Here is a 22925-nt window from a genome sequence, read left to right as displayed (position 1 = left end):
GGCCCCGCACGGATTCGGAGAGGTTTCATGGGACGATCAGTACGAGCGGTACGCGGTGCGACCCAGGTCGACGAGAACGACCGGGATCAGATCCTCGAGGCGACGGCCGAGCTGGTCGCCGAGGTGATGGGCCGCAACGCCCTCACGACCGACGACGTGATCAGCGTCATCTTCACGGCGACGCCGGACCTGACCGCGGAGTTCCCGGCGCTGGCCGCCCGGAAGCTCGGTTTCAACGAGGTTCCGCTGCTGTGCGCGAGTGAGATCGACGTTCCGCACGCGCTGCCGCGCGTGGTCCGGCTGATGGCCCACATCGAGACCGACCGGCCGCGGTCGGAGATCCAGCACGTGTATCTGCGCGGGGCGGTGGCACTCCGGCTGGACATCGCCCAGTAAGGGGCCGGTTCGGCTGAGTAGACTGGTCGACGACCAGGCCAAACCCTCTCGAAGGTGTCATGGCGGTAGCGATGGCACAGAGGTATGCGGGAAATCTGCCGGCCGAGGTGACGAGCTTTGTCGGCCGACGGCGTGAGCTTGCCGAGGCGAAGCGCCTGCTGTCCACCGGCCGGATGGTGACGTTCACCGGCCCCGGGGGCGTGGGCAAGACCCGCCTGGCGGGGCGCGTGGCCGCCGAGACGCACCGCGAGTTCCCCGACGGCGTCTGGCTGATCGACCTGGCGCCCGTGGTGCCGGGCGAGCCGCTGCCACGCGTCGTGGCCGGGGTTCTCGGGCTGCAGGGCGAGGCCGGGCTGTCGGGGCTGGGCGACTACCTGGCGGACCGGCGGCTGCTGCTCCTGCTGGACAACTGCGAGCACCTGGCGGCCGACTGCGCGGCCCTGTCCGGGAAGCTCCTGGGCATCGCGCCCGGGCTGCGGATCCTGGCCACCAGCCGGCAGGTGCTCCACATCGAGGGCGAGCGCGTCCTGGAGGTGCCGCCCCTGTCCGTACCGGGCACCGACGACGTCGCCTCGGTGGACGAACTGGCGCGCTTCGAATCGGTCAGCCTGTTCGCCGAGCGGGCGTCCGCCGTCGTCCCGGGGTTCACGATCGGCGCCGACAACGCCCTCGCGGTCACGCGGCTGTGCCGGCGGCTGGAGGGCATCCCGCTGGCCGTCGAGCTGGCAGCGGTACGCCTGCGGGCCCTGTCGGTGCAGCAGATCCTCGAGCGGCTGGACGACCGCTTCCGGCTCCTCGTCGGCCGCAGTCCGGTCGCGCTGCCGCGCCAGCAGACCCTCCGCGCGTTGATCGACTGGAGCCACGACCTCTGCTCGCCCGAGGAACGCGCGCTGTGGCGGGGGCTGTCGGTCTTCTCCGGCGGCTGCTCCCTCGAGGCGATCGAATACGTGTGCGCCGGCGACGAGATCGCCCCCGATGAGGTCATCGACGTGGTGACGGGGCTGGTGGACAAGTCCATCCTGCTACGGTCCACCTCGAAGGGCGACGGGCCTCGCTACGAGATGCTGGAGACGCTCCGCGAGTACGGGCGGGAGCGCCTCGCCGAGTCCGGTCAGGAGATGGCGCTGCTGGGACGGCACTGCACGTGGTGCCGGGACATCGCCGCGCGGGCGGAGGCCGAGTGGTTCGGGCCCGGCCAGATGGAGCTGGCCGCCATGCTGCGGTGCGAGCAGTCCAACGTCGTGGCGGCGCTGGAATTCTGCCTCACGCAGGTCGGCACGTCGCACTGCGCGCTGGAGATCGCCGCGTCGATGTGGAGCCACCGGCTCTCGTGGGCCTCGCTGCGGGACGGCCACCACTGGCTGGACCAGGCGCTGGCGCTCGACCGGAGCCCGACGTCGGCGCGGGCCAAGGCGCTGTGGGTGGACGCCTGGCTCATGCTGCTGCGCGGTGAGCCGAAGGTCGCGGGGCCGCTGCTGGAGGAGTGCCGGGGGCTCGCCGAGGGGCTCGGCGACGTCGAACAGCTCGCCGGGGCCGTCCAGATCAGCGGGTTCGCCGCGCTGCTCGCCGGGGACTTCACCGAAGCCGCCACCCTGCTGGAGAAGGCGCTGTCGTACCACCGCACCATCGGGCACCGCGGTCGGTACTGGACCACGCTGTTCCAACTGGCCATGGCCTCGGTCCTGGACCACGATGCGCGGGCCGCCGAGCTCTGCGCCGAATGCCGCGGCATGTGCGAGCGGGAGAACGCCCGGTGGTCGATGTCGTTCGCGATCTGGGTCACGGGCCTGGAACGCTGGAGCAAGGGCGACACACGGGCGGGGACGGACATGGTCCGCGACGCGATCCGCATCAAGGTGCCCTTCGGTGATCACCTGGGGATGGCCCAGTGCATCGAGGTGCTCGCCTGGCTCGTCGCCGACGCGGAGGAGCACCGGCGTGCCGCCGAGCTCCTGGGCGCCGCCCAGGCGGTCTGGGGGTCGATCGGGACGTCGCTGTCCGGGCTCGGGCACCTGGCGGATCCGCACGGCCGGTACGAGGCCCGCCTGCGAGCCACCATCGGTGACCGGGAGTTCGCAACGGCGTACGACCGCGGGGTGCAGCTCGACGTCGACGGCGCCGTCGCCCTCGCGCTCGCCGAACGCGAGGCCGATCTGGAGGCCCCGCAGCCCGAACGCGGTATCGCGGCCGTCCTCACCCGCCGTGAACGCGAGATCGCCGACCTCGTCGCGGAGGGCCGGAGCAACAAGGAGATCGCGGCCGCCCTGGTGATCTCTCAGCGGACCGCGGAGGGCCACGTCGAGCACATCCTGCGCAAACTGGGCTTCACGTCGCGGTCCCAGATCGCCGCCGCCTGGACGCCCTCCGGCCACTCCGAGGACTGAACGCGCCTGATGGAGCGCGCCCGCTCACAGCACGGCGACGGGGGTGAGGGGGGAGCCGGTCGCGCCGGGCACGTTCAGCGGGGAGACGACGAGCAGGAACTCGTATCGCCCGGCCGCGCCGCACGCGCCGGACAGCCGCTCCAGGTCGAGATTGTCCAGGAGCGGCACGCCCATCGCCGCGATGGCGAGGGCGTGGACGGGGGAGTGCACGCCGGCCACCGGAGAAGGCCGTACGTCGCTGTCGCCGTCTCCGCCGAGGAGCGCGATGCCCCGCTCGGCCAGCAGGGGCACGGCGTCGACGTGGAACCCGGCGCTGGCCGCGGACGGGTCCCAGGGCCCGAGGGTCGCGCGGCGTCGCAGGTGACCCGAACGCAGCAGCACGGCGTCTCCTTCACCGATCCGCAGGCCGAGCGCCGCTTCGGCGGCGAGGACGTCCCCGGCGTGGACGGCCTGCCCGGGTTCGAGCCAGTCGACGCCGCGGACCACGGGCAGGTCGAGCAGCACTCCGCGGGTGACGAGCGGGCCGAGCCGGTCGACCGATCCGTACCGTGCCCCGGTCGCGTCGATCATCTCGCGCGCCGTCGGCCCGCCGAAGAGCCGCCCCTGGTAGGCGATGTGCGCGAGCGCGTCGAGGTGGCTGACCGCCTTACCGTGGTAGTCGATGGCGATGAAGTCCTTGTGACCGGTGGGCTCGGGCGCCTCGACGTCACCGAGCTCGGTCATGTGGTGCAGCGCGGGCCGGTGGTTGTCCGGCGCGGGAGCCGTGCTCCACGGCCGGGCCAGCGGGACGACGACGCCCGAGCGTACGAGCGCGGCCGCGGCCAGCACGTGACGCGGGCCGACGAGGTTCCACGCGCCCCGCTCCGGGTCCGGCCACCGGTCCCAGGCGCGCACCGCCGCGAAGAGACGATCGAATTCGGCGCGCGAGACCGCAGGTCCGTTGTCCGGCGGCGCGTCCGCCCCCGAGCCGTCGCCCATGAGCGTCACGGCGCGCGGACCCGGCCCGGCGACCGGCGACCGCCGCCCTCCTTCCTTCCGCCACTTTACGGCGCGTGGCTCGCCCTGCCGCGACCGATGGCGAGCGCTTGACCAGTGCCTTTGTACGATGAAAGACAACTGGGCGAGCGCGAGCGGGGGCCCGCCGGGACGGGAGTTCCGCGGAGAAGTCGGTGTACGACACTCCAGTCGATCCTTTCACGGGTCCGACGGCTGAGGCAGCCGCGGACCCCCTACTCCGGATCCGCGGGTTGCGTAAGAGGTTCGGAGGCACTGTCGCGCTGGCCGGGGTCGACCTCGACCTCCGCCGCGGCAGCGTCCTCGCGCTGCTCGGCGAGAACGGGGCCGGCAAGTCCACGCTGATCAAGATCCTGGCCGGCGTCCACCAGGCCGACGAGGGCCGGATCACCGTGGCGGGTCACCCTCTCGGCACCGAGGCCGCCTCCCGCGCGATGTCCTTCATCCACCAGGACCTCGGCCTCGTCGGGTGGATGACCGTCGCCGAGAACATCGCCCTGGGCACCGGATACGCGCTCCGCCGCGGGCTCATCTCCTGGCGCCGGACCCGTGATCGCTCCGTCGCGGCCCTGCGGGCCGTCGCCGCCGACCTCGACCCCGACCGTCCCGTCACCGGCCTCACCCGCACCGAGCGGTCCCTCGTCGCCATCGCCCGCGCGCTGGCGACCGACGCCCAGGCCGTGATCCTCGACGAGCCGACGGCGAGCCTGCCGGCGACCGACTGCACCCGCCTCTTCGCGGTGCTGCGGACGCTGCGCGACCAGGGGCGCGGGGTCATGTACGTCACCCACCGGCTCGATGAGGTCGCCGAGGTGGCCGACACCGTCGCGGTCCTCCGCGACGGGCACCTCGTCCGGTACGGGCCGGTCCCCGACGGCGTCGACGGCCTGGTGTGCGACGTCGTGGGACGCGACCCCGGGAGTCATCGCCGTCGCGCCTCCCGGACCGGTGAGGTCGTGCTGGCGCTCGCGGGCGTACGCACCGGGCGGGCCGGGCCGGTGAGCCTCGAGCTGCGTGCCGGGGAGGTGCTCGGCCTGGTGGGTCTGACGGGCGCCGGCCACATCGATGTCGGCCGCGCGGCGGCCGGCGTGTGCCCGATCCTGAGCGGGGACGTCCTCCTCGGCGGCCGGGCCGTCGCGATCAGGTCGGCGTTCGCCGCCGTCACTGCGGGCATCGGCCTGGCGACCAGCGACAGAGTCGGGGCGGCTCCCCGCCTGAGCGTCGGGGAGAACCTCCTGGCCAACCCGCGCGTCCGGGGGCTGTCCCCGGTGGCCCTGATCGGGACCGGCCGGGAGCTCACGGGCGCGAGCCGCCTGCTGGCGCGGTTCGGCGTACGCCCGCCGGACCCCGAGGCGCCCTTCGCGGCCCTGTCGGGCGGCAACCAGCAGAAGACCCTGATCGGGCGGTGGCTCGGGGTGCGCCGGCGCGTCCTGGTGCTCGAGGAGCCGACCGCCGGCGTCGACGTGGCCGCCCGCGCGGAGATCTACCGGCTGCTGGACGACGCCCTGGCCCAGGGCCTGGCCGTCCTCCTCGTCTCGAGCGACGTCGACGAGGTCGTACGCCTGTGCGACCGGGTCCTGGTGTTCACGCGCGGCGTGGTGAGCGCCGAGCTGTCCGGAGAGGCCCTCACGGCCGCCACCGTCGTCCGCGCCGCGTCCGCGGGGCCCCTCTCCGGGAGGGCAGGGCGTTGATGGCCTCGCCGCGCTCTTCCGGCCGCCGGTCCGCCGCGCAGCGGATCGGCAGCTACGGACTGCTCGCCCTGGGCGTCGTGCTGTTCGCCGTGTTCGCGGTGGCCCTGCCGGAGACCTTCCCGACGATGGCCACGATCACCTCGCTGCTGTCCAGCCACGCGATCCCCGCGGTGCTCGCCCTGGGCGCGACGATCCCCATCGTCGCCGGACGGTTCGACCTGTCCATCGGCTACGGCCTGGGGCTGTGGCACGTGCTCATCCTCCAGCTCATGATCGTCGACGGCTGGCCGTGGCAGGCGGCGTGCGTGGCCGCGCTCGCCGGGGGCACCCTCATCGGGGCGATCAACGGGCTCCTCGTCGAGTTCGCGCAGATCGACTCGTTCATCGCCACCCTCGGCACCGGCAGCATCATGTATGCCATCAGCGGGTGGACGACCCACGGAGGCCGGATCCTGCCCGGCCCGAGCGGCCTGCCCCCGGCGTTCACCGGCCTGTACGAGACGACGTTCCTCGGCGTGCCCGTGCCGACCTTCTACGTGCTGCTGCTCGCCGCCGTGCTCTGGCTGGTCCTGGAGCACCTTCCCCTCGGCCGGTACCTGTACGTCATCGGGGACAACCCGCGGGCGGCCGAACTCGTCGGCATCCCGACCCGCCGGTACATCGTCTACGCCTTCGCCGCGTCCGGGGTGATCAGCGCCGGCGCCGGCGTCCTGCTCGCCGCCCAGCAGGAGATCGGTGATCCGAGCATCGGGCTCGACTACCTGGTGCCCGCCTTCGTGGCCGCCCTGCTGGGCTCCACCGCGATCAGGCTCGGCCGGCCCAACGCCCTCGGCACGCTGGTGGCCGTCGCCGTCCTGGCGATCGGCCTGGCGGGGATCGGCCAGTTCGGCGCGGAGTTCTGGGTGACGCCGCTGTTCAACGGCGTGACCCTCCTGATCGCGGTGGGGCTGGCCGGCTACTCCGCGCGGCGCCGGGAGCGCGCGCACGTACGCCCCCGCGCGGCACCGGCGCGTCCCGCCGGAGAACGGGGCGAAGCCGCCCCGAGCGCGACGCCGGACGGGACGGCGTCGCCCGCGCCGCCGTCCGGGGAGGGGAGCGCACGTGAACCGCGTGCCTGAGCGGGTCAGGGGGTGTCCGGTGGATCTTGTTCGTAGCAGCCGGACGAAGATCCACCGGACATCCCCCAGGCGCGCGCTGACGGTGATGGTCGCGCTCATCCTGCTCGTCCTGTTCGGCTCCGGATGCGGGCGGAGACCGGCCGGCCCAGGGCCCGGTGGCCCATCGGCGGGTGGGTGCCCCCAGGTGCTCCAGGTGGCGCGACAGGCCGTCGCGCGCGCCGAGGAGGCGGGGGCGGTGTGGACCGGTCCGACCACCGGCCCCCGGGCGGTCCCCGGCAAGCGCGTCGTCGTGGTCGCCGAGTCCATGACCAACCCGGGCGTGGCCGGGGTCGCCCGGGGCGTCCAGGGGGCCGGGCGTTCGATCGGCTGGGACGTCCGGGTCCTCGACGGGCAGGGCGGTCCCGCGGGCATCAAGGCGGCGTTCGGGGAGGCGATCGCCCTTGCGCCGTCCGGGATCGTGATCGCCGGTTTCGACCCCGCCTCCGCGGCCCAGGAGGTCGGCCGGGCCAACGCGGCGCGCATCCCGCTCATCGGCTGGCACGCGGTCGCCGCGCCGGGCCCGAGCTCCACGCCCCGGCTCTTCACCAACGTCACGACCCGGGTCGAGGACGTCGCCCACATCAGCGCCGACTGGGTCATCGCCAGGTCGAACGGCCGGGCCGGCGTCGTGATCTTCACCGACTCCTCGATCCCGTTCGCGGAGCGGAAGTCCCAGCTGATCAGGCAGCGGGTGGAGGCCTGCGCCGACGCGACCGTACTCGCCTACGAGAACATCCCGATCCCGGACGCGACCACCCGTACGCCGCAGGAGGTGGCCTCTCTCCTGGTCCGCTTCGGCGACCGCTGGACCCATTCCGTCGCGATCAACGACCTCTATTTCGCCGAGGCGGCGCCGGCCCTGCAGGCGGGAGGCAGGAGGGGCGACGGCGCGCCGTACTCGATCGGCGCGGGCGACGGCGATCCCTCGGCGTTCGCGCGGATCCGGAACCGGCACTTCCAGTCGGCGACCGTGCCGGAACCTCTCGACCAGCAGGGCACCCAGATCATCGACGAGTTCAACCGCGCGTTCGCCGGCCGGCCGCCGAGCGGCTACGTCGCGCCGGTACACCTGACCACCGTCGACAACATCGACGCCACCACCTCCTGGAACCCGAAGGGCTACCAGGAGGCGTACCGGCGCATCTGGGGCGTGTGACCGGCGTACGGCCCCGGCCGCCCGATCGATACGCTGGTACACCCATCGGGAGGTGAGACCCATCGGCGCACTTCGGCGGATCGTCGTCATCGGCACCGGACTGATCGGCACGTCCGTGGCCCTCGCGCTGCGCGAGCGCGGCGTCGAGGTGTCGCTCGCGGACCGCGACCCGGCGTCCGTGCGCTTGGCGGCCGAGATCGGCGCGGGCACGCCGATGCGCGCCGGGGACGAGCCGGCCGACGTGGCGGTGCTGGCGGTGCCGCCGGCGGCGGTCGCGGCGACCCTGCTGGACGCGCAGAAGCGCGGCCTGGCCCGCGTCTACACCGACGTCGCGAGCGTGAAGGCCCGGCCTCTTCGGGAGGCCGCCGAGCTGGGCTGTGACCTGACCTGTTTCGTCGCCGGGCATCCGCTCGCCGGCAGTGAGCGCTCCGGACCCGCCGCCGCCCGGGCCGACCTGTTCCTCGGCCGGCCCTGGGCGCTGTGCCCGACGGCCGACACCGACGCCGGCGCGCTCGAGACCGTGACCGCCCTGGCCCGCGAGTGCGGGGCCCAGACCGTCGTCGTGGACGCCGCGGAGCACGACCAGGCCGTCGCGCTGGTCTCCCACGCGCCGCACGTCGTCGCCGCCGCCGTCGCCGCCCGGCTGGAGCAGGCCCCGAAGGTCGCGCTGGGCCTCGCCGGCCAGGGGGTGCGCGACGTCACGCGCATCGCGGCCGGCGACCCGGAGCTGTGGATCGGCATCCTCGGCTCGAACGCCCTGCCGGTGGCCGAGGTGGTCGACGAGGTCGCCGCCGATCTGACCGCCGTGGCCGCCGCGCTGCGCGAGGGCGCCGGACCGGGCGTCTCCGATCTGCTGGAGCGCGGCGGCACGGGCCGCCGCCGGCTGCCCGGCAAGCACGGCGGTCGGCCGGGGGCCTACACAGTCGTGTCCGTGGTCATCCCCGACCGGCCCGGCGAGCTCGCGCTGCTGTTCCAGGCGGCGGGCGTCGCCGGGGTCAACATCGAGGACGTCACGATCGAGCACTCGCCCGGCCGGGCGGTCGGTGTGGTCGAGCTCAGCGTCGATCCATCGGCGGCGCAGCGGCTGGCCGAAGAGCTGCGCGCCCGGGGCTGGTCCGTCCCCGGCTGACCTGGGGCGCGTCTGACAGATCCGCTGTCCGGCTGCGCGCCGCTCGCTACGAACGGGATCTGTCAGACACGCCTCAGCCCGCCGTCGGCGGGCCGGCGGCGCAGCAGCAGCGCGACCCGTACGGCGCCGATGACGACGATGGCGGTGATCGGGAGGAAGGCGACCTGGAAGGCGCCGGCGTCGTAGTGACCGCCGGTGGCGTCGAGGAGCACGCCGGCGCTGAGCGAGCCGGTCATGGCGGCCGAGAACCCTCCGACGTTGACGATTCCCGTGGCGATGCCGCCGCGGTGCGGGGGGTTGGCGTCACGGGCGAAGTCGAAGGCGAGCATGGACGCGGCGCTGCCGACGGCGCTGATCAGCACGAGTCCCGCTGCCAGTGGTCCGGGCAGGTGGCCGCCGGGCCAGGTGATCGCGGTGAGCCAGGCGAGGGCGAGGACGGCGGTGGCGCCGATGATCAGCCGGCCGCGCAGGTCGGGGCGGCGGCCGCCGAGCCAGCCGATCACGGGTGCCGCGACCATGGGCGTCGCCGCGCCGAGCGTCAGGACGAGCCGGGCCGTCCCGGGCGCCATCCCGAGCCCTTCGACCAGGTACGGGTAGCCCCACAGCGTGGCGAGCACCATGAAGGACGACATGGTGGCGAAGTGCGTCCACAGCCCGGCGCGGGTGCCGCGCGCGGCGAACACGGCCCGGACGTCGGCCCGGACGGAGGTGCGGACGGTGGAACGTTCCATGGGGCCGCCCGGGTGGTCGCGCACCCACCACCACACGACGATCGACAGCAGGCCGCTCGCCAGCCCGACTCCGAGGAAGGTCGGCGTCCAGCCGAACGCCCGCAGCGCGGCGGACAGCGGCGCGGTGCCGGCGATCTGCCCCAGCGCCCCCGTCATCGCGGTCAGCGCGATGAGCAGCGCGAACCTCCGGCGGGGGAACCATGAGGCGATCAGGCGGATCACGTTGATGAAGGTGAGGGCGTCACCGAGCCCCACCAGCGCCCGGCCGAGGATCGCCAGCGGCATCGTCGTCGCGAACGCGAACAGCGCCTCGCCGAGCGCCATGATGAGGAGGGCGATGCCGAGCATCCGCCGGGGCCCGAACCGGTCGGCCATGATCCCGCCCGGGATCTGCATGGCCATGTAGACGCCGAGCTGCAGGATCGCGAACGTCGACAGGGCGGTCGCGTCGACGCCGAAGCGCTGCTGGGCGGCGAGCGAGGCGACGCCCAGGCTGGTCCGGTGGAAGAAGGCCGTGAGGTAGACCGCCGCGGCGACGGCCCAGACGCTCCAGGCTCGGCGTCCGCCGAGTGGATGTCCGGTGGTCTCCGGCGCGGAGGTGATCGTACGGGGGGCAGCGGTGAGAACCGCGGGATTCAACGGGGGCCTTCCTGGGGGTGTCGATGGTGGCGCGCGGTCACGTGTGGCCGCGCAGGGCCGTCACCGCGGTCTGCAGGTGACGGTGGATCGCGCCGCGGATCCGCCGGCGGTCGCCGGACCGTACGGCCTCGAGGATCTCGCCGTGTTCGTGGATCGCGGACGCCGTACGGTCCGGGTCGTCCGCGGTGAGCCGGGCCATGCGCAACTGGCGGTCGCGCAGGGCGTCGTACAGCTGGATGATGATCTCGTTGCCCGCCGCCGCGACGATCGCCCGGTGGAAGCAGCGGTCGGCGCGGGCGAACTCCCGGGCGTTCCCGGCCGCGGCGTGCTCTCGCATCGCCTCGAGGAACCCCGTGAGCTCGGCGATCAGCGCCGGGTCGAGCGACGCCTTCCCGGCGGCGAACGTCTCCACGAGCTCCCGCGTCTCCAGTACGTCGGAGATCTCCTTGGGGGAGACCGGCAGCACCAGCGCGCCCCGCTTGGGATAGAGGCGCACCAGCCCCTCGGCCTCCAGCCGGAGGAGGGCCTCGCGGACGGGGGTACGGGACACCCCGACGGCAGTGGCGATCTCACCCTCGCTGAGCAGCGCGCCGCCCGGGTAGGCGCGGTCGAGGATGGCCTGCTTGACGTGGTCGTACGCCCGGGAGGTTGCTGAGGTCATCTTGTATCTATGTTACATACAAGACGTATGCGATCTCCCCCGAGGGGTGGACCGCCGCTCCAGCGGGACGGCCATAGCGGGACCCCGGGACCGGTAGCCTCATTCGTTGGCCGGTCGGTACGCAGATAAGGAAGCGAACGTGACGCTCGTCATCGCCATGGACGGTCCATCCGGGTCGGGTAAGTCCAGCGTCTCCAAAGGCGTTGCGCGCGCCCTCGGGCTGCGCTACCTCGACACGGGCGCGATGTACCGCGCCATGACCTGGTGGATGCTGCGCGAGGGCGTACCACTCGACGACCAGGCCGGGATCGCCGCTCGGGCGGGCGAGCCCGTGCTGGTCTCCGGCACCGACCCGGCCGCACCGACGATCACCGTCGACGACGTCGACGTGTCCGGCCCGATCCGCGGGTCGGAGGTCACCGGCGCGGTGAGCGCCGTCGCCGCGGTCCCGGCCGTCCGCGAGCGCCTGGTCGCCCTGCAGCGTGAGATCATCGGGACGGGCGGCATCGTCGTCGAGGGCCGCGACATCGGCACCGCCGTCGCGCCGGACGCCCAGGTCAAGATCTACCTCACCGCGAGCGCCGAGGCACGGGCGCAGCGCCGCAACGCCGAGCTCTCCGGCGCCACGATCGCCGCGACCCAGGCCGACCTGGCCCGCCGTGACCGCCTCGACTCCACGCGCAAGGTCGACCCGCTCGCGCAGGCGGCCGACGCGATCGAGCTCGACACGACCAGCCTCGGCCTCGACGAGGTCATCGAGGAGGTCCTGCGCATCGCGCGCAAGCACACCGCCGACGCCGACGGCGATTCGGCACGACAGGCGCGCTCCCGGGCCGGCGAGCCGCCCACGAGGAGCGAGACCAGTGAGTGAATTCCAGCATGCCGAGGCGATCGACGTCGCGGTCGAGCACGACGTCGCGCCGCCGCCGGTCGTGGCCGTCGTCGGGCGGCCGAACGTCGGCAAGTCCACGCTGGTCAACCGAATTCTCGGCCGCCGCGAAGCGGTCGTCGAGGACGTCCCCGGCGTGACCCGGGACCGGGTCGCCTACGACGCCACCTGGAGCGGACGGCGTTTCACCGTCGTCGACACCGGCGGCTGGGAGCCGAACGCCGAGGGCCTCGCGGCCGCCGTCGCCGACCAGGCGCGGCTCGCCGTCGATGCCGCCGACGTCGTGCTGTTCGTGGTGGACGCCACCGTCGGCTCGACCGACACCGACGAGGCCGTCGCCGACGTCCTGCGGCGCGCCAAGAAGCCGGTCGTGCTGGCCGCCAACAAGGTCGACGACAACCGGACCGAGGCGGACGCGGCCACGCTGTGGTCGCTCGGCCTCGGCGAGCCGCTGTCCGTCTCGGCCCTGCACGGGCGGGGCAGCGGCGACCTCCTGGACGCCGTCCTGGAGGCTCTGCCCGCGGAGGCGCCGCCGGAGACGTTCGGCGCTGCGGGCGGCCCGCGCCGGATCGCGCTGCTCGGCCGGCCCAACGTCGGCAAGTCCAGCCTGCTCAACAAGCTGGCGGGAGAGAACCGCGTGGTCGTCGACGCGGTCGCCGGCACCACTCGCGACCCGGTCGACGAGCTGATCGAGCTGGGCGGGCAGACCTGGCGGTTCATCGACACCGCCGGCATCCGCCGGCGGGTCCGCGAGAACCAGGGCGCCGACTTCTACGCGACGCTGCGCACCCGCTCGGCCCTGGAGCGGTCCGAGGTCGCGGTCGTGCTCGTGGACGCCAGCGAGCCTCTCGCCGAGCAGGACCTGCGGATCATCTCCATGGTGATCGAGTCCGGCCGCGCGCTCGTCCTCGCGTTCAACAAGTGGGACCTCGTGGACGAGGAGCGCCGCCACTACCTCGACCGGGAGATCGACCGGCAGCTCCACCACGCCCGCTGGGCCCCGCGCGTCAACATCTCGGCCCGTACGGGACGGCACGTCGAGAAGCTCGTCCCGGCCATCGAGACGGCCCTGGACGGCTGGGGGGAGCGGGTGCCGACGGCCCGGCTCAACACCTTCATGAGCGACCTGGTCGCGGCCCGGCCGCACCCGGTTCGGGGCGGCAAGCAGCCGAAGATCCTCTTCGCCACCCAGGCGGGCGTGCAGCCGCCGAAGTTCGTCCTGTTCACGTCGGGTTTCCTGGAGGCCGGATACCGCCGCTTCGTCGAGCGCCGGCTCCGCGAGGACTTCGGCTTCGAGGGCACCCCGATCGACATCGGCATGAAGATCAGGGAGAAGCGCCAGCGCAAGTGATCCGCCGACGTCGGGATCATCGCCCTTTCGCGGGCGGGCGGAAACGGAGACGATCCCGACGTCGCCGGACGCGGTGCGGACGGATCACCGCCGCGGTTTCCGGCCGCGTCTTCGGGTGCCGGCGGCCGAGCAGGACAGCGGCGGTGCCGCTGCGGTGCGCCGGGAGTCCGGCAGGCCGATGGTGGTCGGAACGAGCCGGGCCATCGCCGTGAGGTCGAAGACCCGGCGTACCGTCCCCTCCTCCGGGATCGCCACGGACAGGGGAACGGACAGGGCGGTGCTGCGGCCATGGGCCCGCACGATGGTGTGGAGGCCGGCCGAGTCGAGGAAGCGGGTGCCGGTCAGGTCGAGGATCATCTCCGAGATCCCGCTGTTCAGCAGGCGCAGCACCCGCTCGCGGATCGCCGGCGCGTTGACCACGTCGACCTCTTCCGGGAAATGCACGATGGTGACGCCGGAGCTGTCCTCCACCTTCAGATCGACGGTGGACAGATGTCGCATCGCAGATTTCACCTCACGGCTGGCCGGGATCGGGGGGCGATCGCGTGACCGACTGGTTGACCAGTAGTCATGAACGCTGTGTCGCAATCGGAGCTGTACCCCTATAGCGCCGGGAGAATCCTAAAAAGTCCCTGGCCCACGCCTTTCGTCCGATGTGCCGTGCGCGGACCCGCATCCTTCTGGTCTGCTTGACTTTCAACTGGTGGAAGCCGCCGGCCGTGGCCGGGATGGACATGCATACGATCGGCGGGCAGCCTCGAGCCGGCCGGCCGCGGCACGGCCCGACATCGGAAGGACGTCACGCATGGCGCAGGAAGTACGCGGAGTCATCGCCCGGGCCAAAGGCGCGCCGGTGGAGACGACGACGATCGTCGTCCCGGATCCCGGCCCCGGCGAGGCGGTCGTGAAGGTGCAGGCCTGCGGGGTCTGCCACACCGACCTGCACTACCGCGAGGGCGGCATCAACGACGAGTTCCCCTTCCTGCTCGGCCATGAGGCGGCGGGCGTCGTGGAGTCGGTCGGCGACGGCGTCACCGACGTCGCCCCGGGTGACTTCGTGATCCTCAACTGGCGGGCGGTCTGCGGCCGGTGCCGCGCCTGCCTGCGCGGCCGCCCCTGGTACTGCTTCGCCACGCACAACGCCGCGCAGAAGATGACGCTCACGGATGGGACCGAGCTGTCGCCCGCCCTGGGCATCGGCGCGTTCGCCGACAAGACCCTGGTGGCGGCGGGCCAGTGCACCAAGGTCGACCCGGCCGCCTCACCGGCCGCCGCGGGGCTGCTCGGCTGCGGGGTGATGGCGGGCCTCGGCGCCGCGATCAACACGGGCGGGGTCGGCCGCGGCGACTCGGTGGCCGTGATCGGCTGCGGCGGCGTCGGCAACGCGGCCGTCGCCGGAGCCCGGCTGGCCGGTGCCGCGAAGATCATCGCCGTGGACGTCGACGACCGGAAGCTCGAGCAGGCGAAGAAACTGGGCGCCACCCACACGGTCAACTCCTCCCGCGACGACGCCGTCACCGCCATCCGCGACCTGACCGGCGGATTCGGCGCGGACGTCGTGATCGACGCCGTCGGCCGCCCCGAGACGTACGAGCAGGCCTTCTACGCGCGCGACCTCGCCGGCACGGTCGTCCTCGTCGGCGTCCCCACCCCGGACATGCGCCTCGAGCTGCCGCTGCTGGACGTCTTCGGGCGCGGCGGCGCGCTGAAGTCCTCCTGGTATGGCGACTGCCTGCCGTCGCGGGACTTCCCGATGCTGATCGACCTGTACCTCCAGGGCCGGCTCGACCTGGACGCCTTCGTCTCCGAGACGATCCCGCTCGACGATGTCGAGGGCGCGTTCGAGCGCATGGGGCGGGGCGAGGTCCTGCGTTCGGTGGTGACCCTGTGACCGCGCGCGTCGACCGCATCGTCACGTCCGGGACGTTCTCCCTCGACGGCGGCACCTGGGACGTCGACAACAACGTCTGGATCCTCGGCGACGACGCCGATGCCCTGGTGATCGACGCGGCGCACGACGCCGACGCGATCGCCGAGGCGGTGGGCGACCGCCGTCTGGTCGCCATCGTCTGCACCCACGCCCACGACGATCACATCGACGCGGCGCCGGCCCTGGCCGCCCGTGCGGAGGCACCGATCCTGCTGCACCCGGGCGACCGGCCGCTCTGGGACCGCACGCACCCGGGCCGCGCCCCGGACGCGGAACTCACCGACGGGCAGACGCTCCACATCGCCGGCACCGAGCTGACGGTGCTCCACACGCCGGGCCACAGCCCCGGCGCCGTCTGCCTGTACGCCCCGGCGCTCGGCACGCTGTTCTCCGGCGACACCCTCTTCCAGGGCGGTCCCGGCGCCACGGGACGGTCGTTCTCCGACTTCCCCACGATCATCGACTCGATCCGCGACCGCCTGCTGACCCTGCCGCCGGAGACCGTCGTCCACACCGGACACGGGGACGACACCACGATCGGCGCCGAGTCCCCGCACCTGGAGGAGTGGATCGCCCGCGGCCACTGAGCCGACGTCGATGCCGATCGATCAGACCGGCGTGCTCGCGGTCGCTTCCGGGTGACGACGCCGCCGCCCCCGCTCTGCTACATGATCGGTATATTCCCAGGTCAGAGCGGTCTTTGCGATGGGATACCTCACACCTGCATAAGTTGAAGCTTAAACATGTGTACGAGTAATGTTTTCCGTGTCCCACCATCCAGGGACGCAGGGAGACCCGGCACGGGGACCGCTCGGCGGTGGCGCCAAAGGGGGGCGCCACCACCGGTCGGGACGTGCCGCACATCGCCGCCTAGACCCGCGGTGACGGAGCCGAGCCCTCAGGGGAGAGGGCTCGGAGTGACGGCCATCGGCCGGCCGTCGGCTCCGGGGGAAATCACCGCTCAGGGTCGCGGCGGCTGCCGCCGGTCCGGAACCGGTCACGGCCTGGGGGTGCCGGACCGGAACCGGGCCGGCGTTGCTCTGTGAAGGCGCGGCCGGCCGGGGCGCCGGGGAGGCCGTCGTCCGGTCAGCGCCAGACGACGGAGAGGGCGGGGGATGTGGTGGCGGTCTCGATCGCGGCGCGTACGTCCTGCAGGGCGGCGATGACGTCGCTCTCCAGTTCCGGCGTGAGGCGTGACTTGGGGATCGAGCAGCTGAGCGCGTCGGTGACGGCGGGGTCGTAGCGGAGCGTGACGCCGATGCAGTACAGGCCGACGGTGTTCTCGCCGTCGTCGACGGCGTAGCCGCGCCGCCGGGTCTCGGCGAGGTCGGCGAACAGGGCCTTTCGGTCGCACAGGGTGTGGGGGGTCAGCCGCTCCGGCTCGGCGGGGAGCAGGGCGTCGACCTCCTCGTCGGTACGCTCGGCGAGGACCGCCTTGCCCAGGGACGTGGTGTGCACCGGCAGCCGCCGGCCGACGCGGCTGAACCGGCGGCGGTAGTTGTGGGACTCGCGGGTGGCGAGGTAGACCATGTCCGCGCCGTCGAGCCGGGCGAAGTGCAGCGTCTCGCCGAGCTCGGTCGCGAGCGCGTCCAGGTGCGGCTTGAGCATGGCGAGCCGGGGGTCGTCGTCGAGGTAGGCGGTGCCGACGAGGAGGGCGCGGATGCCGATGGAGTACAGCGACCCGGTGGCGTCGGTGCGGACCCAGCCGCGGCCCACGAGGGTCTGCAGCAGGGCGTAGAGGCTGCTGCGGGGGATGTCGATCCGTTCGGCGAGGTCCCGCAGCGTCACCGCCCTGCCCTGGAGCGCGGCGAGGGCCTCGAGGACCTCGACGGTCCGCCCGGCAGACTTCACGTCGCGAACGCCCCGCGGTTGCTCCGTGCTCACAGATCTCCTCCCCGCCGTCCTGCCCGTCATCCTGCCACGTCCGGGTTCGGATGGATTGCGAGTTCTTGACGGACTTGCACGTTTCCGTGCATAGTCTCCCAGCATAGCTGCCGTCTACATATGGAGATGACGTGCAACATACGGACTCGGCCGTCACCGCGCGTACGGCCGCGCTCCGCGCGGGGATGGACCGCGCGGTGCTGTCCTTTCCGCTCACGGCGTTCTCCGCGAGCGGCGATCTGGACCTCGGGGCGTATCGGACTCTCCTGGAGCACCAGCTCGCCGCGTCGCCCGGTGCGCTGTTCGTCTGCTGCGGCACCGGCGAGTACTTCAGCCTCGATCTGGAGGAGTACGCCGCCTGTGTGCGTGCCGCGGTCGAGCTGGCCCCGCCGGAGGTCCCCGTCGTCGCGGGGGCCGGGCACGGCGTCGCGCTGGCCACCCGGTACGTCAGGGCCGCCGAAGAGGCCGGGGCCGACGCGATCCTCCTCCTGCCGCACTACCTGACCGAGGCCCCGCAGGCGGGTCTCGCCGCACACGTACGGCGGGTCGCCGCCGCGACCACCCTGCCGGTGATCATCTATCACCGGGGGCAGGCCCGGTACGCGGTGGACACGGTGACCGCCCTGGCGGCGGAGGTGCCGAACCTCGCCGGGCTTAAGGACGGCACCGGCGACATCGAACACCTCCAGGCACTGCGGCTGGCGACGCCGCCGGAGTTCCTGTTCTTCAACGGCGTGCCAACGGCCGAACTGCAGGCCCGTGCCTACGCGGCGATCGGGATCCCCGCGTACTCCTCGGCCGTGCACGCCTTCGCGCCGGAGATCGCCGGGGCGTTCCACGCCGCGCTGCGCGCGGGCGACGACGCGACCGCCGACCGCCTGCTGTCCGGGTTCTACCTGCCCCTGGCCCGGATCCGCGACCGGACGGCCGGGTACGCGGTGTCGCTCGTCAAGGCCGGGGCGCGGCTGCGCGGCCTGCCGGCCGGCCCCGTACGCCCGCCGCTCGCCGATCCCGGCCCCGAAGACCTGGCCGACCTCGAGCGCGTCCTCGCCGCGGGCCTCGAGCTGATCTGAGTTGGGAGCACACCGATGAGCGACCTGCGCATCGCCGACGCGCGCGTCACCCCCGTCCTCGTCGAGGACCCGCCACTGCTGAACCTGCAGGGCGTCCACCAGCCGTACACGCCGCGGGCGATCGTCGAGGTGGAGACCGAGGACGGCGTCGTCGGCCTGGGCGAGACCTACGGCGACGACGAGTACCTCGAACCCCTGCGAAAGGTGGCCGCGCTGCTGCCCGGCCGTTCGGTCGCGTCGTCCGAGAGCCTGTGGGAGATCGTGGCGGGCGCGCTCGACGCGAGCGCGGTGGGCGGCTCGCTCACCGACGACCTGCAGGCCCGGCGGCTGTTCGGCCGGCAGAACCTCACCAAGCTGCACGCGATCGTCGTGTCGGCGTTCGAGGTCGCCTTCCTGGACGCGATGGGGCGGTCCCTCGGGCTGCCCGTGCACCAGCTGCTCGGCGGCAAGGTGCGCGACCGCGTCGACTTCGCGGGCTACCTCTTCTACAAGTGGGAGAAGCACCCGGTCGCCGGCGCGCCCGTCGACGACTGGGGCCAGGCCCTCGACCCGGACGGCGTCGTCGCCCAGGCCCGGCGGATGATCGACCAGTACGGCTTCGGCTCGCTGAAGCTCAAGGGCGGCGTCCTCCCGCCCGACGAGGAGATCGCCGCGACCCTGGCGCTGCGCGAGGCGTTCCCCGGTGTCCCGCTGCGCCTCGACCCGAACGGCGCCTGGTCCGTGGACACCGGTACGCGTGTGGCCGAGGCCCTCCGCGACACGGTCGAGTACCTCGAGGACCCCTGCACGGGCGTCGAGGCCATGGCCGAGGTCCATCGCCGCACCGGGGTGCCCCTCGCCACCAACATGTGCGTCACCTCGATGCGGGAGATCCCCGAGGCGTTCCGCGCCGACGCCGTGCAGGTCGTCCTGTGCGACCACCACTTCTGGGGCGGTCTGCGCGCCACGCAGGCCCTCGCGCGGATCTGCGAGACGTTCGGGGTCGGCCTGTCCATGCACTCCAACACCCACCTGGGCATCAGCCTGGCGGCGATGACCCAGGCGGCCGCCTGCGCGCCCGGCCACCTGCACGCCTGCGACACGCACCGGCCGTGGCAGACCGATGACGTCATCACCGAGCCGCACGTGTTCCGCGACGGCGCGCTGACCGTCTCGGACGCGCCCGGCCTGGGCGTCGAACTCGACCGCGCCGCGCTCGCCCGCTACCACGAGCGCTGGCGCGCCGGCGACGTGCGATCCCGCGACGACGTCGCCGCGATGCGGGTCGTCGACCCGGCCTGGACCGCCCCGTCGGTCCCGCGCTGGTAGCACCCACCGTCTCCCGGCCGGTCGTCCGCCGACCGGCCGGGCGGGCCCGTCCCCCCGGGCCGTTCCGTCCCTTCCCTCCTCTCCTCCTGGCGTTCCCGGGCGTGCCGGTCGACGGCACGCCCGCCCTCCCTAGCCTCCGGGAGTGCCGATGCACACCACCACCCACCTGCCGGACTGGGGCCTGGCCCTGCTCGCCCTGGCCGGCATCGCCGCCCTGCTCCTCCTCGTCATCAAGATCCGGCTGCACGCGGTCCTCGCCCTGCTCATCGTGAGCGTCGGCGTGGCGATCGCGGCGGGGCTGCCGGTCAAGGACATTCCCGACGTCCTCGCCGGCGGCTTCGGCGACACGCTCGGTTCCGTCGCCATCATCATCACCCTCGGCGCGATGCTCGGCCGGATGCTGGAGATGGCCAACGGCGCCGAAGTGCTGTCACGTGCGATGATCCGCCGTTTCGGCGAGGACCGCGCGCCGCTCGCCATGGGCCTGACCGCCCTCATCTTCGGCATCCCGATGTTCGTCGACGCGGCGTGGATCGTGCTGCTGCCGCTGATGTTCGCCGTCACCCGTACCTCGCGCAAACCGCTGATCGCCATCGCACTGCCCGCCGTCGGCGCCCTGGCCATGACCAACGCGGTACTGCCTCCGCACCCCGGGCCGGTGACCGCCGCCGGGCTGCTGCACGTGAGCCTCGGCTGGGTGACCGTCTTCGGCATCGTGTGCGGCCTGCCCGCCTGGCTGCTGGGCAGCTACGCGTACGGCCTGTGGATCGGCCCGCGGATGAGCGACGTGAAGGTCCCGGAGGATCTGTCCGTCGCCGGTGAGGGCGGCCCCGCCCGGGACGAGAAGGACGACGGATCCCGCGAATCCGCCGACGGCGGGGTCGCCGTGGCCGGCGGGCGGACGACGGCGGTGGCCTCGCGAGCCGTCGAGAACCCGCCGTCGCTGGCGAGCGTGCTCGCGATCATCCTGCTGCCGATGGTGTTGATCATGCTCAACACCTTCTCCACCGTGCTCCTGAAAGAGGGGTCGACGGCGCAGAACGTCCTGGAGTTCGTCGGCGACCCGATCATCGCGCTGGCGATCACGGTCCTCGGCGCGCTCTACATCTTCGGCGTACGGCGCGGGCTGAGCGGGAAGCACCTCGAGCAGGCGGCGAACGCCTGTCTCGGCCCGATCGCCTCGGTGACGCTCGTCATCGGCGCGGGCGGGATGTTCGCGGCGGTGCTGAAGAAGACCGGCGTGGGCAGTGCCCTGGCGCACCTGCTGGGCAACGCCGGGGTGCCGACGCTCGTCCTGGCGTTCGTGCTCGCCACCGCGCTGCGGGTGGCCCTCGGGTCCAAGACGGTCGCGATCGTCACCACCGCGCCCATCGTCGCGCCGCTCGCCGCCCAGTCCCACTTCGGCCAGGCGCAGCTGGCCCTCGTCGTCATCGCGATCGCCGCCGGGGGAACGGTCATGTCGCACGTCAACGACGCGGGATTCTGGCTGATGAACCGCTACTTCCGGCTCACCATCCCGCAGACGCTGAAGTCGTGGACGGTGATGGAGACGCTGATGGGCGTGATCGCCTTCCTGATCGCACTGGTCATCAGCCTGTTCCTGTAAGCAGCGAGAAACGACCGCGGGGGCCGCTCACCGGCCCCCGCGGTCGTTCGGCCTTAGTCGAGCTGGATGTAGTCCAGCTCCGCGTAGCCCGTACCACCGGAGAAGTACGGAGCGCCCTTCGCCAGCCGGATGGCGTTGTATCCGGCGTGCAGGTCGACCGTGGTGGCGACGGTGGAGCCGAACTGCCCCCATCCGGCCGTGGGCGGATAACTGACGGTGTGCCAGGCGCTGCCGTCATAGGCCAGCCCCTGGGTCGAGGTCGCGCCGGTGCCGTTGGCGTATCCGATCGTCATCGTGTACGTGCGGGCGGTCGGCACGTTGACGATGAAGTCCACGTAACTGTCGGTGCGCGGGTCTCCGGTGTTGTCGATCCGGCCGACGTAGCCGCCGGCCGAGGCGGTGCCGCCGGTGAGCCGCTGCGCCCGGAAGACCGAGGCGTTCTCGGCCTCGTAACGGTGCTGGTAGGCGGGCACCCCGCTGACGGGCTCGACGACCAGGTGATAGGCGCTGTTGGCGTCCATGTTCGGCACGGTCACGGTGATGGTGCCATTGGTGACGTTGTACGTCGCCGTCGAGATGTCGGTGGGCGCGGTCACGGCGGTGAACCGCCCCGAGGCCGGTGTGGATTCCAGATGCACCCGGACGGTCTGGCCGAGCGCGGACAGGCCCGAGACGCGCACGGAGTTGGTGCCCGACGCGTTGCCGAAGGCCACATCGGCGATCTTGCGGGTGGGGTCGAAGGAGGCGCACCCGTCCAGGCCGGTCTGGTCGGCCGGTGTGGTGGTGACCATGTTCCCGGCCATGTCGCCGTACCACTTGTACAACCACCAGCTGCCGGTCGGCTGGTTGTTGGTCACGAGGCCGTTGACGGTGCCGTACTCGTACCAGAAGGCCCGGTCGGCCGACTCGACGCCGGCCCGCTCGAACTTCGCGATGTAGCTGGACACGCGGCCGGGCACATCGACCTCGTTCGTCCACGCGTATTCGTTGATGGAGATGCGCCGCGGGCTGATGCCGAGCGACGACTCCATGGCCCGGTAGGCCGCGACCTCCGACGCGATGTTGGCGGCGTTCCATTCGTGCCAGCTGACGACGTCGGGGAGCGCGCCCCGGTCCCTGGCATAGCTGAGGAACGACTGCATATAGGAGGCCTTCCAGGAGGACAGGCTCGGGCCGACGATCGGGGTCAGCGAGTCGAGGGAGCGCACCTCCTGGTACGTGCGCACCCAGCCGGCGTTGAAGTCACCGGCGCTCGCGGTGTTCCAGGTCCCGTCGGGCTCGTTCCAGAGCTCCCACCCGGCGATGTTGCTGACCGAGGTGGCCGCCAGACGTTTCTTGACCATGGTGTCCACCTTGGACAGCCAGTCCGTCCAGCTCACCCACTTGTACGGGAAGTCGGGGTAGATGTCGGGCATCCGGATGAACTCGGCCGCGCCGACCCGGTCGGCCTGCGGCGCGACGAGCAGCGAGTCGCCGCCCGGCGGCTGACCGTTCGGCTTCTGGCCGACTCCAGGGGCGGGCTGGGTGAGGGTGTTCATCGCGATGGGCAGCAGCGTCGAGTCGGCCGGCCGGTTGTTCTCGGCGAGAGCGTAGAGGCCGCCCGACGCGACATGCGTCACGGGCCGGTACGGTGCCGCGGCGTTCACCACCAAGGTCGTTCCCGCCGCGTGCGCGGGTGTGACCGGGCCGGCCACCGCCAGTGCGGCGGCCGCCAGCGCCGCCGTGACGGCGGCGCGGAGTGTTCGCTGGTACATCGGGTCCTCGCTTACTGGAGATCGCGGCGTGGACATCCCATACGGGTGACCGAGAGGAAACTCGGAAATCGATTGCCCCAGAGGCTAAAAGCCGATTATCGGGTCGTCAAGAGCGCTTTCAGCTCGATTTCACGCTGTGCGGGGCACCCTCGAGAGAGAAAATTGGTAAGGA

General features: G+C 72.5%; 19 protein-coding genes. 13 read left to right on the top strand and 6 right to left on the bottom strand.

The features are described from left to right. Positions 1–27 precede the first annotated feature (27 nt). Together aroH and ABEA24_RS13125 are read left to right on the top strand one after the other, a co-directional pair. Complete coding sequence (gene aroH / locus ABEA24_RS13130) at positions 28–396, top strand: chorismate mutase (RefSeq protein ID WP_345431033.1); 369 nt, start codon at positions 28–30, stop codon at positions 394–396. Positions 397–467: 71 nt separating this feature from the next. Continuing rightward, positions 468–2780, top strand: coding sequence for an ATP-binding protein (locus tag ABEA24_RS13125; RefSeq protein ID WP_345431032.1), 2313 nt, complete (start codon positions 468–470; stop codon positions 2778–2780). Between the two features lie 24 nt (positions 2781–2804). Here the strand turns inward: ABEA24_RS13125 and ABEA24_RS13120 are convergent, their stop codons facing one another. Beyond that, positions 2805–3758 carry a cyclase family protein gene (locus ABEA24_RS13120; RefSeq protein ID WP_345431436.1) on the bottom strand — a complete coding sequence of 318 codons (954 nt, stop codon included), beginning with the start codon at positions 3756–3758 and terminating at the stop codon, positions 2805–2807. Positions 3759–4027: 269 nt separating this feature from the next. Here ABEA24_RS13120 and ABEA24_RS13115 point away from each other — a divergent pair, with 269 nt between their 5' ends. The 4 genes from ABEA24_RS13115 (at position 4028) to ABEA24_RS13100 (ending at position 8927) form a co-directional block, all read left to right on the top strand. Beyond that, a complete protein-coding gene (locus ABEA24_RS13115) occupies positions 4028–5485 on the top strand; it encodes a sugar ABC transporter ATP-binding protein (protein ID WP_345431031.1) in 1458 nt (485 codons plus the stop codon). Further along, positions 5485–6603, top strand: coding sequence for an ABC transporter permease (locus tag ABEA24_RS13110; protein WP_345431030.1), 1119 nt, complete (start codon positions 5485–5487; stop codon positions 6601–6603). The genes ABEA24_RS13115 and ABEA24_RS13110 overlap by 1 nt, the downstream gene beginning before the upstream one ends. 193 nt (positions 6604–6796) lie before the next feature. Continuing rightward, a complete protein-coding gene (locus ABEA24_RS13105) occupies positions 6797–7798 on the top strand; it encodes a substrate-binding domain-containing protein (protein WP_345431029.1) in 1002 nt (333 codons plus the stop codon). Between the two features lie 61 nt (positions 7799–7859). Then, complete coding sequence (locus tag ABEA24_RS13100; RefSeq protein WP_345431435.1) at positions 7860–8927, top strand: prephenate dehydrogenase; 1068 nt, start codon at positions 7860–7862, stop codon at positions 8925–8927. 62 nt (positions 8928–8989) lie between these two features. Here the strand turns inward: ABEA24_RS13100 and ABEA24_RS13095 are convergent, their stop codons facing one another. Together ABEA24_RS13095 and ABEA24_RS13090 are read right to left on the bottom strand one after the other, a co-directional pair. Further along, a complete protein-coding gene (locus ABEA24_RS13095; protein ID WP_345431028.1) occupies positions 8990–10297 on the bottom strand; it encodes an MFS transporter in 1308 nt (435 codons plus the stop codon). Positions 10298–10334: 37 nt separating this feature from the next. Continuing rightward, positions 10335–10958, bottom strand: a complete 624-nt coding sequence (locus ABEA24_RS13090; RefSeq protein WP_345431026.1) for a GntR family transcriptional regulator — start codon at positions 10956–10958, stop codon at positions 10335–10337. Between the two features lie 139 nt (positions 10959–11097). Between ABEA24_RS13090 and cmk the strand changes: the two genes are divergently transcribed. Both cmk and der read left to right on the top strand, forming a co-directional pair. After that, positions 11098–11829, top strand: coding sequence for a (d)CMP kinase (cmk, locus tag ABEA24_RS13085; RefSeq protein WP_345431025.1), 732 nt, complete (start codon positions 11098–11100; stop codon positions 11827–11829). Then, positions 11822–13198 carry a ribosome biogenesis GTPase Der gene (gene der / locus ABEA24_RS13080; RefSeq protein WP_425551176.1) on the top strand — a complete coding sequence of 459 codons (1377 nt, stop codon included), beginning with the start codon at positions 11822–11824 and terminating at the stop codon, positions 13196–13198. The genes cmk and der overlap by 8 nt, the downstream gene beginning before the upstream one ends. 84 nt (positions 13199–13282) lie before the next feature. Here the strand turns inward: der and ABEA24_RS13075 are convergent, their stop codons facing one another. Further along, positions 13283–13699, bottom strand: coding sequence for an STAS domain-containing protein (locus tag ABEA24_RS13075; protein WP_345431024.1), 417 nt, complete (start codon positions 13697–13699; stop codon positions 13283–13285). Between the two features lie 304 nt (positions 13700–14003). On the opposite strand from ABEA24_RS13075, the gene ABEA24_RS13070 reads away from it, so the two are divergent. Further along, the gene (locus tag ABEA24_RS13070) at positions 14004–15089 is read left to right on the top strand and encodes an S-(hydroxymethyl)mycothiol dehydrogenase (RefSeq protein ID WP_345431023.1); all 1086 of its coding nucleotides are present in this window, start codon (positions 14004–14006) and stop codon (positions 15087–15089) included. Continuing rightward, a complete protein-coding gene (locus ABEA24_RS13065) occupies positions 15086–15715 on the top strand; it encodes an MBL fold metallo-hydrolase (RefSeq protein ID WP_345431022.1) in 630 nt (209 codons plus the stop codon). The genes ABEA24_RS13070 and ABEA24_RS13065 overlap by 4 nt, the downstream gene beginning before the upstream one ends. A 499-nt stretch (positions 15716–16214) precedes the next feature. Here ABEA24_RS13065 and ABEA24_RS13060 read toward each other — a convergent pair whose 3' ends face one another. Further along, a complete protein-coding gene (locus ABEA24_RS13060) occupies positions 16215–17012 on the bottom strand; it encodes an IclR family transcriptional regulator (protein ID WP_345431021.1) in 798 nt (265 codons plus the stop codon). A gap of 131 nt (positions 17013–17143) precedes the next feature. Here ABEA24_RS13060 and ABEA24_RS13055 point away from each other — a divergent pair, with 131 nt between their 5' ends. The 3 genes from ABEA24_RS13055 (at position 17144) to ABEA24_RS13045 (ending at position 20999) form a co-directional block, all read left to right on the top strand. Continuing rightward, entirely contained in the window at positions 17144–18085 is a 942-nt protein-coding gene (locus tag ABEA24_RS13055; RefSeq protein WP_345431020.1) for a 5-dehydro-4-deoxyglucarate dehydratase, read from the top strand. A gap of 15 nt (positions 18086–18100) precedes the next feature. Further along, entirely contained in the window at positions 18101–19393 is a 1293-nt protein-coding gene (locus tag ABEA24_RS13050) for an enolase C-terminal domain-like protein (RefSeq protein WP_345431019.1), read from the top strand. Positions 19394–19541: 148 nt separating this feature from the next. After that, positions 19542–20999: a GntP family permease gene (locus tag ABEA24_RS13045; protein ID WP_345431018.1), complete on the top strand. Its 1458-nt coding sequence runs from the start codon at positions 19542–19544 to the stop codon at positions 20997–20999. Between the two features lie 53 nt (positions 21000–21052). Here the strand turns inward: ABEA24_RS13045 and ABEA24_RS13040 are convergent, their stop codons facing one another. Further along, positions 21053–22753: a CBM35 domain-containing protein gene (locus ABEA24_RS13040; protein ID WP_345431017.1), complete on the bottom strand. Its 1701-nt coding sequence runs from the start codon at positions 22751–22753 to the stop codon at positions 21053–21055. Between the last annotated feature and the right edge of the window lie 172 nt (positions 22754–22925).

The organism is Actinoallomurus vinaceus, from assembly GCF_039542055.1.
GTDB classification, from domain to species: domain Bacteria; phylum Actinomycetota; class Actinomycetes; order Streptosporangiales; family Streptosporangiaceae; genus Actinoallomurus; species Actinoallomurus vinaceus.
Note: the sequence above shows the minus strand (reverse complement) of the source record. Positions and strands in the feature narration are given on the sequence as shown.